Annotated in this window: 13 protein-coding genes; 11 read left to right on the top strand and 2 right to left on the bottom strand. The window is 69.0% G+C overall.

From position 1 onward, the window contains the following. Positions 1-4 precede the first annotated feature (4 nt). The 10 genes from DMC64_RS25695 (at position 5) to DMC64_RS25650 (ending at position 11,368) form a co-directional block, all read left to right on the top strand. Positions 5-1,414, top strand: coding sequence for an NDP-hexose 2,3-dehydratase family protein (locus tag DMC64_RS25695; RefSeq protein WP_125735608.1), 1,410 nt, complete (start codon positions 5-7; stop codon positions 1,412-1,414). Position 1,415: 1 nt separating this feature from the next. After that, complete coding sequence (locus DMC64_RS25690; RefSeq protein WP_125735607.1) at positions 1,416-2,393, top strand: NAD(P)-dependent oxidoreductase; 978 nt, start codon at positions 1,416-1,418, stop codon at positions 2,391-2,393. After that, positions 2,390-3,499, top strand: coding sequence for a DegT/DnrJ/EryC1/StrS aminotransferase family protein (locus DMC64_RS25685; RefSeq protein ID WP_037346435.1), 1,110 nt, complete (start codon positions 2,390-2,392; stop codon positions 3,497-3,499). Before DMC64_RS25690 ends, DMC64_RS25685 begins: the two co-directional genes overlap by 4 nt. Before the next feature lie 19 nt (positions 3,500-3,518). Continuing rightward, the gene (locus DMC64_RS25680; RefSeq protein ID WP_037346437.1) at positions 3,519-4,136 is read left to right on the top strand and encodes a dTDP-4-dehydrorhamnose 3,5-epimerase family protein; all 618 of its coding nucleotides are present in this window, start codon (positions 3,519-3,521) and stop codon (positions 4,134-4,136) included. 303 nt (positions 4,137-4,439) lie between these two features. Continuing rightward, on the top strand, positions 4,440-6,167 hold the full coding sequence (locus tag DMC64_RS25675) for a glycosyltransferase family 39 protein (RefSeq protein WP_233629805.1): 1,728 nt from the start codon (positions 4,440-4,442) through the stop codon (positions 6,165-6,167). 197 nt (positions 6,168-6,364) lie between these two features. Further along, entirely contained in the window at positions 6,365-7,465 is a 1,101-nt protein-coding gene (gene dpgA, locus DMC64_RS25670; RefSeq protein WP_125735802.1) for a 3,5-dihydroxyphenylacetyl-CoA synthase DpgA, read from the top strand. Further along, entirely contained in the window at positions 7,459-8,121 is a 663-nt protein-coding gene (dpgB, locus tag DMC64_RS25665) for an enoyl-CoA-hydratase DpgB (RefSeq protein ID WP_125735606.1), read from the top strand. The genes dpgA and dpgB overlap by 7 nt, the downstream gene beginning before the upstream one ends. Next, positions 8,118-9,332, top strand: coding sequence for a (3,5-dihydroxyphenyl)acetyl-CoA 1,2-dioxygenase DpgC (gene dpgC, locus DMC64_RS25660; RefSeq protein ID WP_125735605.1), 1,215 nt, complete (start codon positions 8,118-8,120; stop codon positions 9,330-9,332). The genes dpgB and dpgC overlap by 4 nt, the downstream gene beginning before the upstream one ends. Continuing rightward, positions 9,329-10,120: an enoyl-CoA-hydratase DpgD gene (gene dpgD / locus DMC64_RS25655; protein ID WP_037346444.1), complete on the top strand. Its 792-nt coding sequence runs from the start codon at positions 9,329-9,331 to the stop codon at positions 10,118-10,120. The genes dpgC and dpgD overlap by 4 nt, the downstream gene beginning before the upstream one ends. 171 nt (positions 10,121-10,291) lie before the next feature. Continuing rightward, positions 10,292-11,368: a 3-deoxy-7-phosphoheptulonate synthase gene (locus DMC64_RS25650; protein WP_125735604.1), complete on the top strand. Its 1,077-nt coding sequence runs from the start codon at positions 10,292-10,294 to the stop codon at positions 11,366-11,368. A 95-nt stretch (positions 11,369-11,463) separates the two neighbouring features. On the opposite strand, the gene DMC64_RS25645 is transcribed toward DMC64_RS25650, so the two are convergent. Further along, the gene (locus tag DMC64_RS25645) at positions 11,464-11,865 is read right to left on the bottom strand and encodes a helix-turn-helix domain-containing protein (protein ID WP_228694658.1); all 402 of its coding nucleotides are present in this window, start codon (positions 11,863-11,865) and stop codon (positions 11,464-11,466) included. A 29-nt stretch (positions 11,866-11,894) separates the two neighbouring features. Between DMC64_RS25645 and DMC64_RS25640 the strand changes: the two genes are divergently transcribed. Then, positions 11,895-12,461 carry a hypothetical protein gene (locus DMC64_RS25640; protein WP_233629803.1) on the top strand — a complete coding sequence of 189 codons (567 nt, stop codon included), beginning with the start codon at positions 11,895-11,897 and terminating at the stop codon, positions 12,459-12,461. A 13-nt stretch (positions 12,462-12,474) separates the two neighbouring features. Here DMC64_RS25640 and DMC64_RS25635 read toward each other — a convergent pair whose 3' ends face one another. Continuing rightward, positions 12,475-13,359, bottom strand: a complete 885-nt coding sequence (locus DMC64_RS25635; RefSeq protein ID WP_037346972.1) for an oxidoreductase — start codon at positions 13,357-13,359, stop codon at positions 12,475-12,477. Positions 13,360-13,362 lie beyond the last annotated feature (3 nt).

Genomic DNA, 13,362 nt, shown 5'->3' with positions numbered 1-13,362 from the left:
GTCCATGCTGCCCCTTCTCGCGCCCGCGACGGTGCGTCCTCGTGCCGATCGCGACCACGCCGACCGCATCGCCCGGTCGGCGGCGACGACCGACGGTGTGCACATGCGGACCGAGGACGTCCGCGCCTGGATCACCGAACGCCGTGAGGCCAACGTCTTCCACGTCGAACGCATCCCCTTCGCCGATCTCGACCAGTGGTGGTTCGAGGACGTGACCGGGAATCTCGTGCACAGCAGCGGACGGTTCTTCGCCATCGAGGGCCTGCACGTGGTCGAGGCCGACGGCCCGCACGGCGACGGGCCGTACCGCGAATGGCGGCAACCGGTCATCAAACAGCCCGAGGTGGGCATCCTCGGCATCCTGGCCAAGGAGTTCGACGGTGTCCTGCATTTCCTCATGCAGGCCAAGATGGAGCCGGGGAACCCGAACCTCGTGCAGCTCTCGCCGACCGTGCAGGCCACCCGCAGCAACTACACCAAGGCGCACGGCGGCACGAACGTCAAACTGATCGAGTACTTCGCCCCGCCCGATCCGGAGGGGATCATCGTCGACGTCCTCCAGGCCGAGCAGGGCTCGTGGTTCTTCCGCAAGTCCAATCGCAACATGATCGTCGAGACCGTCGACGAAGTTCCGATGTGGGACGACTTCTGCTGGCTCACCCTCGGCCAGATCGCGGAGCTGATGCACGAGGACGAGACGATCAACATGAACGCCAGGAGCGTGTTGTCGTGTCTTCCCTACCACGACAGGACTTCCGGCGCGCTGCTTTCCGACGTCCAGCTCCTGTCCTGGTTCACGAACGAGCGTTCGCGCCACGACGTCCGCGCGCGGCGCATCCCGCTCACGGACGTCGACGGCTGGAAACAGGGCGTCGAAGCGATCGAGCACGAGGACGGCCGGTACTTCAAGGTCCTCGCGGTCGCGGTCAAGGGCAGCAACCGCGAGAAGATCAGCTGGACCCAGCCGCTGCTGGAATCCGTCGGCACCGGGGTCGTCGCGTTCCTCGTGCGCGAGATCGACGGTGTGCCGCACGTCCTGGTGCACGCCCGCGCCGACGGCGGTTTCCTGGACACCGTCGAGCTCGCCCCGACCGTCCAGTGCACGCCCCACAACTACGCGCACCTGCCGCCGGAGAGCCGCCCGCCCTTCCTCGACTTCGTCCTCGACGCGCCGCGCTCGCGGATCCGGTACGAGGCGGTACATTCCGAGGAGGGCGGTCGTTTCCTCAACGTCAGGGCCCGCTATCTCGCGATCGAGGCGGACGACACGATCGTGGCCCCGCCAGGGTACGCCTGGGTCACGCCCGGCCAGCTCACCGCGCTCACCCGGCACGGGCATTACGTCAACGTCGAAGCCCGCACCCTGCTCGCCTGTATCAACGCCGCGGCGGCGCAGCCGCGAGGAAAGGCATGACATGAAGCTGATCACCGTCCTCGGGGCGTCGGGCTTCGTCGGCTCGGCCGTCACCCGCGCGCTGGCGCGGCAACCGATCCGGTTGCGAGCGGTGGCGCGCAGACCGGTCACGCCGCCGCCCGGCCCGGCCGAGACGACCGTCGTCACCGCCGATCTCACCGACCGCGCCGCCCTGGCCGAAGCGGTCGCGGGCTCGGACGCGATCGTGTACCTGCTGCTGGCGGACGGAGGCTGGCGGGCGGCCGAGACCGAGGAAGCCGAACGCGTGAACCTGGGCGTGATGCGCGATCTCGTCGACGTAATCGGCGCTGTCGGCGGAAAACCTCCGCTGGTGATCTACGGCGGGGCCGCGTCGCAGGTCGGTGTGCCGCCCCGGGAACCGATCGACGGCAGCGAGCCGGACGAGCCGGGAACCCCGTACGACAAGCAGAAACTGGCGGCGGAACAGGTTCTCAAGAAGGCCACGGCCGACGGCCTCGTGCGCGGGATCAGCCTGCGGCTGCCCACGGTGTTCGGCGAGAACCCGGCCGAGGGCGCGAATCTCGACCGCGGTGTCGTGTCCGCGATGGCGCGGCGGGCACTCGACGGCCAGGACCTCACCATCTGGGGGGACGGCAGCGTGCGCCGCGACCTCGTCCACGTCGAAGACATCGCGGCGGCGTTCACCGCGGCGCTGGCCGCCCCGGACGCGTTGGTCGGCGGCCACTGGCTGCTCGGCGCCGGCCGGGGAGACCAGCTGGCCGACGTCTTCCGGCTCGTGGCCAAGGAAATGGCCGAGCACACCGGCCGCGACCCGGTGGACGTGATCTGTGTGGAACCCCCGTCGCACGCGCCGGCGACGGATCTGCGCAGCGTCACCATCGATTCCACGCCGTTCCGGGCGATCACCGGCTGGCGTCCGGAGATCTCACTGCCCGAAGGAGTGCGCCGCACCGTCGCCGCGCTGACCACCCCTGTTCACGGAAAGGCTCGCACATGACCACGCGCGTATGGGACTACCTCGCCGAATACGAGACCGAACGCGAAGATCTGCTCGACGCGGTCGAGACGGTCTTCAACTCGGGGCAGCTCGTGCTCGGCGCGAGCCTGCGCGGCTTCGAGACGGAATTCGCCGCGTACCACGGCATCGGGCACTGCGTCGGGCTCGACAACGGCACGAACGCGATCAAGCTCGCCCTCCAGGCGCTGGGTGTCGGGCCGGGCGACGAGGTGATCACGGTGTCGAACACCGCCGCCCCGACCGTGGTCGCGATCGACGGCACCGGCGCCACTCCGGTCTTCGTCGACGTCCGCGAGGACGACTTCCTGATGGACACCCGCCAGGTCGAAGCCGCGATCACCGAGCGCACCAAATGCCTGCTTCCCGTCCACCTGTACGGCCAGTGCGTGGACATGGCCCCGCTGAAGGAACTCGCCGCGAAACACGGACTGTCCCTTTTGGAGGATTGCGCCCAGGCGCACGGCGCCCGGCAGAACGGCACGATCGCGGGCACGACCGGCGACGCGGCCGCGTTCTCGTTCTATCCCACCAAGGTGCTCGGCGCGTACGGCGACGGCGGCGCGGCGATCACGTCGGACGAGAACGTGGCCGCGAAGCTGCGCCGGTTGCGGTACTACGGCATGGAAGAGCGTTACTACACGGTCGAGACGCCTGCCCACAACAGCCGGTTGGACGAGGTCCAGGCCGAGATCCTGCGGCGCAAGCTCAAACGGCTCGACGCCTACACCGCCGGCCGCCGCGCCGTCGCCCAGCGCTATGTCGAGGCCCTCGGTGACACCGAACTGAAGCTGCCGAAGACCGTCCAGGGCAACGAGCACGTGTACTACGTGTACGTGGTGCGGCACCCGCGTCGCGACGAGATCCTCGAACGCCTCAAGGCCTACGACATCCACCTGAACATCAGCTACCCGTGGCCGGTGCACACGATGACCGGATTCGCCCACCTCGGTTACGAGAAGGGTTCGCTGCCGGTCACCGAGAAGCTGGCGGGTGAGATCTTCTCGCTGCCGATGTACCCCGCGCTCTCACCCGACCTGCAGGACAAGGTCGTCCACGCCGTCCGCGAAGTCCTTTCCACCCTCTGACCGAGCACAGGAGCAAGCCGTGCAAGCACGCAAACTCGCCGTCGAAGGCGCGATCGAGTTCACCCCGCGCGTCTTCCCCGACGACCGGGGCCTGTTCGTCTCGCCGTTCCAGGAAGAGGCCTTCGCCGAAGCCCACGGCGGCCCGCTCTTCCCGGTGGCGCAGACGAACCACAGCATGTCCAAACGCGGTGTGGTGCGGGGAATCCACTACACCGTGACGCCGCCGGGCATCGCGAAGTACGTCTACTGCGCCCGTGGCAGGGCGCTGGACATCGTCGTGGACATCCGGGTCGGCTCGCCCACGTTCGGGAAATGGGACGCGGTCCTGATGGACCAGCAGGACTTCCGGACGATGTACTTCCCGGTCGGCGTCGGCCACGCCTTCGTGGCGCTCGAGGACGACACCGTCATGTCGTACATGCTCTCCGCGGGTTACGTGGCACAGAACGAACTCGCCCTTTCGGCGCTGGACCCCGCGCTGGGCCTGCCGGTCGGCACCGAGGTGGAGCCGACCCTGTCCGAACGCGACCAGGCCGCCATCACGCTCGCCGAGGCGGAGCGGCAGGGGCTGCTTCCCGACTACGCCACCAGCGTGGAACTGGAGCGGCAGCTGACCGGGGTTTCGCTCTCCGCCTGAGTTTCCGCGCCGGGGTCGTGAGTGATAAAGAGCGTTCTAACGCTCTTTATCACTCACGACCTAACGCTCTTTATCACTCACGACCTCCATCGAAAACCCATCCGGCCTTGAAACACCGCGATCCACCACCTCTTGACAGCTCTTCCACCAACCCGGCCGACGAGGGCCATCACGGACCCGACACGGCGCCGCCACACCGGCGGCACCGACCGTGATGGCCCTCTTCGGCGCGGCCGCATAGCCGAGTAATCGATATCCAGGGCGGACCGGGCGCACCGGCCCGCCGGGGGAAGGACGCCGAACTTGACGACCGATGGCCTTCAGCCGTCAGTGGACCCTTCGAACGACAACGCATTCCTCCGCTGGGTGCGCAAACACCAGCGGTGGTTGTACGCGGGCGTGGTGATCGCCCTGCTCGCCCAGATGGCGATCGCGATGATCACGACCGCCGTGGAACAGTCCCCGACCATCGACGAGCCGGTCTACGTCGGCACCGCGGTGGTCTACCTCGAAGAGCACAGCCTGCGGTACAACCCCGAGCATCCGCCGCTGGGCAAGCTGATCATCGCGACCGGGGTGGCCTTCACCGATCCGAAGATCGCCCCCGGCTTCTCCGGCCACGAGTGGGAACTCGGCAAGCACGTGGTCTACGAAGCGGGCAACGACCCGGACCGGCTGATGCTGGCCGCCCGGCTCCCGGTGATCCTGCTGACGTTGTTGTTCGGGCTCGTCGTCTTCGCGTTCGCCTCCGATCTGGCCGGTCGCGCGGGCGGGGTGCTGGCGCTCACCCTGTTCACCTTCTCGCCCGACGTCATCGCGCACGGATCGCTGGCCACGCTCGACGTGCCGGTGGCCGGGTTCCTGCTGACGTCGGTCTGGCTGGTGTGGCGTGCCCGGCGCCGCCCCGGGCTCTACCTCCCGCTCGCCGGCCTGGCCCTCGGCGCGGCCACGGCCACGAAGGTGCTTTCCCTGGTGGTGGTTCCGGTCCTGGTCCCGCTGGCCGTGTTGTCCGTGTGGCACGCCCGCCGCGCCCGCGGACTCGACCTGAAGAGTCCGGCCCTGCTGATCGGACGCGGTGTGCTGGCGGGAGCCGGGATGGCGCTGATCGCGATCGCCGTGGTGTGGGCGTCGTATCTCGTCGTGGATCCGGGCCTGCACTGGGAGACGCCGTCGGGTATGCAGCCCCTGCACGGGATGCGCACGCTCGTCGAGTGGCTGCCGTTCCCGCAGCCGTTGCGGGACGGGATGCGCTTCCAGTTCGAACTCGAAGACCATGTGTGGCACAACTTCCTGTTCGGCAGGCACTACACGGGTTCGCTCTGGTACTACGGGCCCGCCGCGCTGCTGGTGAAGACACCGTTGGGGGCGCTGGCGATCTGGCTGGCGGGCGCCGCCGTGCTGCTGTCGGTCCGGCGCCTGCGCCCGGCGGCGCCGTACGTGCTCGTCCCGACCGCCCTGCTGATGGCCACGGCTATGGTCATCGTCCGCGACAACGGCGTGCGATACCTGGCCTTCGCGCCGATGTTCCTGGCCGTCGCCGCGGCCGCGGTGCTCGTCGTGCGACGGCGGTGGGTGAAGGTCGCGGCGGTGGCCGTGGTGGCCTTCGCCGCGGTCAGCTCACTGATGACGTTCCCGTACTACCTCCCGTACTCCAACGAGGCGTTCGGCGGACCGGAGAACACGCACAAGTACCTGCTGGACTCGAACGTCGACTGGGGGCAGGATCTGGGCCGCCTGGCGGATCGGTTGAAACAGGACTACGCGGGCGAGCGGACGTGGCTCGTCTATCAGGGGAGCGGTCTGCCGTCCTACTACGGCATCGACGCCGCCGATCCGCTGACGGTGCCCGAGGATCAGGTGCACGGTGTGCTCGCCGTGTCGGATTCCGCGGTCCTCGGCGCGTTCGCCGATCCGATGGGCGGGGGAGGGGCGCCCGGAAACGGACACGGCGGCGACCTCGGCTCGCTGATCGCCGGCAGTACGCCGGTCGAGCGAGTGGGCCATTCCATGACGATCTACCGCCGCCCGTAACGCGCGTTAGTCCACTTGAGACGGTCGATCGCCTCATTTCCCTTGCCGTACGGGGCTTGGACGCGTTGACCATCGAGTTCACCGAAGCCTAATTTCGGAAATGTCCACTGCGATCCGCGAAAGGTGAGACCAATGCCCGCTGCGCAGGTCAAGCAGCTGCTCCGTAGCAAGCTCAGAACATGGGGGTGGATGTACCGATGACGGCCATCGTCGAACCGGCCGAGGACCTTTCCGTCCTCACCGGACTCACCGAGATCACCCGATTCGCCGGCGTGGGCACCGCGGTGTCCGAGTCGTCGTACTCGCAGACCGAACTTCTGGAGATCCTCGACATCGAGGATCCGAAGATCCGCTCGGTCTTCCTGAACAGCGCCATCGACCGGCGTTTCCTCACCCTGCCGCCGGAGGGTCCCGGCGGCGCCCGCGCGGCCGAGCCGCAGGGCGACCTCCTCGACAAGCACAAGCGGATCGCCGTCGACATGGGTTGCCGCGCCTTGGAAGCCTGCCTGAAGTCGGCGGGCGCGACGCTTTCGGATCTGCGTCACCTGTGCTGTGTCACCTCGACCGGTTTCCTGACGCCCGGTTTGAGCGCGCTGATCATCCGGGAAATGGGCATCGACCCGCATTGCAGCCGCTCGGACATCGTGGGCATGGGCTGCAACGCCGGTCTCAACGCGCTCAACGTGGTCGCGGGCTGGTCCGCGGCGCATCCCGGCGAACTCGGCGTCGTCCTGTGCAGCGAGGCGTGTTCCGCCGCCTACGCGCTGGACGGCACGATGCGGACCGCGGTGGTCAACAGTCTTTTCGGCGACGGATCCGCGGCGCTCGCGCTCGTTTCCGGTGACGGGCGCGTGCCGGGTCCGCGCGTCCTCAAATTCGCCAGCTACATCATCACCGACGCGGTCGACGCGATGCGCTACGACTGGGACCGTGACCAGGACCGGTTCAGTTTCTTCCTCGACCCGCAGATCCCTTACGTGGTCGGCGCGCACGCCGAAATCGTCATCGACCGGCTCCTGTCCGGGACGGGCCTGCGCCGCAGCGACATCGGCCACTGGCTGGTGCATTCGGGCGGGAAGAAGGTGATCGACGCCGTCGTCGTCAACCTCGGCCTGAGCCGGTACGACGTGCGCCACACCACCGGTGTGCTCCGCGACTACGGGAACCTCTCCAGCGGCTCCTTCCTCTTCTCCTACGAGCGGCTCGCCGACGAAGACGTCGCCCGCCCGGGGGACTACGGCGTGCTCATGACCATGGGGCCTGGCTCCACAATCGAAATGGCGCTAATTCAATGGTGACGCGTAACGAAATCGAGGGCGAACTGGTGCTGCGCTTCGACGGATCCCGTCCGCTGTCGGCCGCGGTCGTCGAGGAGATCGGCGCGTTCTGCGATCGGGCCGAGGACCAGCGTGAACCGGGACCGGTGACCATCCACGTCACGGGGGCCCCGCCCGCCGACTGGGCGAAGGGGCTGGCGGTCGGGCTCGTGTCCAAATGGGAGCGGGTCGTGCGCCGGTTCGAACGCCTCGGCAGGCTCACGGCCGCGGTGGCGTCGGGCGAATGCGCCGGAACGGCCTTGGACCTCCTGCTCGCCGCCGACATCCGGATCGCCGAACCGGGCACCACGCTGCGGCTCGCGTCGGCGGGCGGTGGCACCTGGCCGGGGATGACCGTGTACCGGCTCACCAAGCAGGCCGGGGCGGCGGGCATCCGCCGGGCCGTGCTGCTCGGAACCCCGCTCGACACGGAGCGCGCGCTCGCCCTCGACCTGATCGACGAGGTGTCCGACGATCCGGCGAAGACGCTGGCCGAATTGGACGTCGTCGTGGATGGCGCCGAGACCGCGATCCGGCGGCAGCTGATCTTCGAAGCGGGCTCGACCACCTTCGAAGAGGCGCTCGGTTCCCACCTGGCCGCGGCGGACCGGGCCCTGCGCCGGGAAGCCAAGTCGTGACGGCTCTTTCGCCAGGGCTCGATCTCCGGGCCCTGGCGGGGGAGGCCCACCGGGTCGACGACGAGGTCCGGACACAGCGCGCGGCCTTCGTCGAGGCGCACGCCGAGGAGCTCTACGCCGAACTCACCGACGGCCGGACGCGGTACCTGCGGCTCGACGAACTCGTCCGCGCCGCCGCGCTCGCCTTCCCCGGGCTGGTGCCGTCGGAGGAGCAGATGGCGGCCGAGCGGGCGCGGCCGCAGGCGGAGAAGGAAGGGCGCGAGATCGACCAGGGCATCTTCCTGCGCGGGATCCTGCGCGCGCCGAAGGCGGGCCCGCATCTGCTCGACGCCATGCTCCGGCCCACCGCCAGGGCTCAGCGGCTGCTCCCGGAGTTCCTCGAAACCGGGGTCGTGCAGATGGAAGCCGTCCGGCTGGAGCGGCGGGACGGCGTCGCGCACCTGACCCTGTGCCGGGACGACTGCCTGAACGCCGAGGACGCCCAGCAGGTCGACGACATGGAGACCGCGGTCGACCTGGTGCTGCTCGACCCGTCCGTCCGGGTGGGACTGCTGCGGGGCGGGGTGATGAGCCATCCCCGCTATCTCGGGCGCCGGGTGTTCTGCGCGGGGATCAACCTCAAGAAGCTCAGCTCCGGCGACATCCCGCTGGTGGATTTCCTGCTGCGGCGGGAAACGGGGTACATCCAGAAGATCTTCCGCGGTCTGCTGACGGACGATTCCTGGCATTCCCGGTTCACGGACAAACCCTGGATGGCGGCCGTCGATTCCTTCGCCATCGGTGGCGGGACCCAGCTGCTGCTGGTCTTCGACCACGTGCTGGCGGCGTCCGACGCGTACCTCAGCCTGCCCGCGGCCAAGGAGGGGATCATCCCCGGCGTGTCCAACTTCCGGCTTTCCCGGATCGCCGGGCCGCGCGTGGCCCGGCAGGTGATCCTCGGCGGCCGCAAGCTCCGGGCGGACGAGCCGGACGCCCGCTCGATCGTCGACGAGGTCGTGCCGCCGGAGGAGATGGACGCGGCCATCGACGGCGCGCTCGCCCGGCTCGACGGGGAGGCCGTCGCCGCCAACCGGCGCATGGTGAACCTTTCCGAGGAACCGCCGGAGGAATTCCGCCGGTACATCGCCGAATTCGCGTTGCAGCAGGCTTTGCGCATCTACGGCGCGGACGTGATCGGCAAGGTGGACGGCTTCGCGGTGGGCTCGCGATGAACGGCGTCCGGTACGAGAAGAAGGACCACGTCGCCTACGTGACGATGGACCGGCCCGAGGCGCTGAACGCGATGGACCGGCGGATGCACGCGGAACTCGCCGGGATCTGGGACGACGTCGAAGCCGACGACGACGTCCGGGCCGTGGTCCTGACCGGGGCGGGGGATCGGGCGTTCTCCGTCGGGCAGGACCTCAAGGAACGCGCGCGGCTGACCGACGAAGGCGTCGAAGCGTCGACGTTCGGCAGCAGCGGTCAGCCGGGCCACCCCCGGCTGACCGACCGGTTCACGCTGTCCAAACCGGTGGTCGCGCGCGTGCACGGCTACGCGCTGGGCGGCGGTTTCGAACTGGTGCTGGCGTGCGACATCGTCGTCGCTTCGGAAGAAGCGGTCTTCGGCTTGCCGGAGGTCCGTCTCGGCCTGATCGCCGGGGCGGGCGGGGTGTTCCGGTTGCCGCGCCAGCTTCCGCAGAAGGTGGCGATGGGATATCTGCTGACCGGGCGCAGAATGGACGCGGCGACGGCGTTGCGTCACGGGCTGGTCAACGAGGTCGTCCCGTTCCCGGAATTGGATCGGTGCGTCGCCGAATGGACGGACGACCTGGTGCGCGCCGCTCCGCTTTCGGTACGGGCGATCAAAGAGGCCGCGCTGCGATCGCTCGACCTCCCACTCGAAGAAGCGTTCAAAACCTCGTATCCGTGGGAAGAACGGCGACGGACGAGCGCGGACGCGAGCGAAGGCGCCCGTGCCTTCGCCGAGAAACGGGATCCGATCTGGACCGGTCGCTGAATTCGGGTTGGACCATTGTTCCGTGTGGCGGATGATGGAACATTCGGGGTAAGAGAATTCTCGCTCGAGTAAATGCCGGGCCTGCTTCTTCGTTCACCCGAGACCGCCGTCCGGGCCGGGAAACCCCGGCTTTCCCGCGCCCGGTGCCGGCAGAAACCCTGGATATCTGTGATGACAACCCTCGCCACGGTCGAACTCGACAACCAGCGCATCGACCGGATGGTCCCGCTGGTCACACCCGCCCTGCTGCACCACGAACTGCCGCTCAGCGCCACTGCGGCCGACACGGTGCGCCACGGCAGGGAAAACGTCCTCCGCGTGCTCGACGGCACGGACGACAGGCTGCTCGTGATCGCCGGGCCCTGTTCCATCCACGATCCCGCCGCGGCACTCGAATACGCCGACCGGCTCGCCGCCCTCGCCGGCCGGTTCGCCGACGAACTCCTGGTCGTCATGCGCGTGTACTTCGAAAAGCCCCGCACGGTCGGCGGCTGGAAGGGGCTCATCAACGATCCGCACCTCGACGGCACCGGCGACGTCAACCGCGGGCTGCGCGTCGCCAGGGACCTGCTCCTCGAACTCGCCGAGGGCGGTCTGCCCGCCGCTTGCGAATGGCTGGACACCACGATCCCGGCGTACCTCGCCGACACCGTCTCGTGGGGCGCGATCGGCGCGCGCACCGTGGAAAGCCAGAACCACCGCATGCTGGCGAGCGGCCTGTCCATGCCGGTCGGGTTCAAGAACCGCCGCGACGGCGATGTCGGCGTCGCGGTCGACGCCATCCGCGCCGCCGAGGCCCGGCATGTCGTCCCCGGTGTCGACCCCAGCGGCCTGCCCGCGATCCTGCACACCGTCGGCAATCCGGACTGTCACCTCGTGCTGCGCGGCGGCAACAGCGCGCCGAACCACAACCCGGCGTCCGTCCGCGCGGCGCTCACCACGCTGCAGAACGCGGGCCTGCCCCGCCGGGTCGTGATCGACGCCAGCCACGACAACAGCCGCAAGGACCACCTCCGGCAGCCCGTCGTCGCCGGCCAGATCGCCGAACAGATCAAGAACGGTCAGCGCGGCATCGTCGGCGTCATGCTCGAATCCAACCTCCAGGCGGGCCGCCAGGACCTCCACCCCGACCGGCCGCTCACCTACGGCCAGTCCATCACGGACGCCTGCATCGACCTCGCCACCACCCAAGAGGTCCTGCAGACCCTCGCCACGGCCACCGCCGCCCGCCGCTCCGGACTGCGCTGACCCGTGATCGCCCCCCCAAACACGCGAGATCGCCGTTCAATCACGCGAGATCGCCGTTCAATCACGCGTGATCGCTCTTCAATCACGCGAGATCGCTATCCGATCGCGTCGGCGCAGCCCATCGCGGCGTTCGGGGCGGCGTCGCCACGGGTGCGTTCGAGATGCGCCTCGCCCCAGACCCTGACTCCCTCGACCACCGGCAGAACCGTTGCGCCGTAAGGAGTGAGCCGGTAGATGACGCGCGCCGGGACCGGCCCGGTGACCACGCGTTCGACGAGCCCGTCGGCTTCGAGTTCGCGGAGCTGTTCGGCCAGCACCTTGGGCGTGATGGGGGCGCCCCGGCGGCGGAGGCCGGCGAAATGGGATTCGCCGTGGGCGAGCCAGTACAGGAGCGTCAGTTTCCATTTCCCGCCGATCGCGGCGAACGCCGCGGCCATCGGACAGCCCGGCAGCGGGTTGGGGCGGGGAAGGTTACCCGGAAGTGCCTTCTTGTCCATGGTCGTCCTCCGCTCGGATAGTTCGGACCATGACCGTGCCATACAAACGAATCCTGACAGTGGGCCTTGCGGCCCTGATGCTGGTCGCGACGGCGGCGTCGGGCGACGCGTCGACCTCGGGCACCGATCCCCAGCGGGCGTTCGACTGGGAGATCGGCACCTGGCGCTCGACGGTGCGGGTGCTCGCCGAGCCGCTTTCGGAGTCCGCGGACCAGTGGCTCCAGTTCGCGGGCACCAGCACCGTCCGCCCGCTCATGGACCGGCGGGCGAACGCCCTCGAATTCGAGGTTTCGGGCCCGGACGGGCGGATCGACGCGCTCAACCTGCGGCTGTACGAACCGCAGGCGCAGCGGTGGAGCCTGACCTTCGTCAACATGCGCGACGGTCTGCTCACCCCGTCGGTCTACGGCGGGTTCCATGACGGCGTCGGCGAGTTCCACGGCGACGACCAGCTCGGCGGCCGTCCGATCAAGGTGCGTTTCCTCGTCTTCCGGCAAGGCACGGACGAAGCGCGATTCGAGCAGGCGTTCTCGGCCGACGGCGGGGCGACCTGGGAGACGAACTGGGTCGCCGTGGACCGCCGGGTCCGCTGGTGATCGGCCGCACTCGTCACCCTCGGCCCACGCCGTCCAGCAAAGCGAGTTCCTCCTCGCTCAACCGCAGTCCGCCCGCCGCGACGTTCTCCGCCAGATGCCCGGGATCGCCGGTCCCCGGGATGGCGAGGACGTGCGCGCCGCGGTGCAGCGTCCAGGCGAGCCGGATCTGCGCCGAAGTCGCGTCATGCGCCGCGGCGACCTTCGCGACCTCGGCCTCGCCGCGAACAGCGCCGGGCGCCGCTCCCGGAATAGAGGTCGTGACGGCGAAGAACGGCACGAAAGCGATGCCGAGCTCCCCGCACAGGTCGAGCAGGGCGTCGTCCTCGCGGTCGGTCAGGCCGTAGCGGTTCTGCACGCAGACCACCGGAGCGATCGACAAAGCTTCGGTCAGCTGGTCCGCCACGACGTTGGAGACACCCAGATGGCGGATCAGGCCGGCCTCGCGCAGCTCCGCCAGCGCGCCGAAATGGTCGGCCACCGAGCCGGGCTCCTTGCCCATCGCCGCGCCCCAGCGCAGATTGACGACGTCGAGGTGGTCGAGGCCGAGTTGCCGGATGTTCTCCTCGACCTGGCCGCGCAGCTGATCCGGCCGGGCGAAGGAGAACTCGCCGTCGCGGTCGCGGCCCGCGCCGACCTTCGTGGTGATCACGAGGTCTTCGGGATACGGCTGGAGCGCGGTCGCGATCAGCTCGTTCGCCGAGCGCGTGGGCGTGAAGTAGAACGAAGCCGTGTCGATGTGGTTGACGCCGAGTTCGATCGCGCGGCGCAGGACGGTGATCGCGTCCTCGCGGCTCTTGGGTCGCTCGTCCCAGGGCATCCCGGTCAGCCGCATCGCGCCGAGCCCGAGGCGGTTGACGGTGAGGTCGCCGAGCCGCCAGGTGTCGTGAAGATTCGTCATGAC

This window comes from Amycolatopsis sp. WAC 04197, from assembly GCF_003947475.1.
GTDB classification, from domain to species: Bacteria; Actinomycetota; Actinomycetes; order Mycobacteriales; family Pseudonocardiaceae; genus Amycolatopsis; species Amycolatopsis japonica.
The sequence above is the reverse complement of the archived record's forward strand: the minus strand, read 5'-3'. Positions and strand labels throughout refer to the sequence as shown.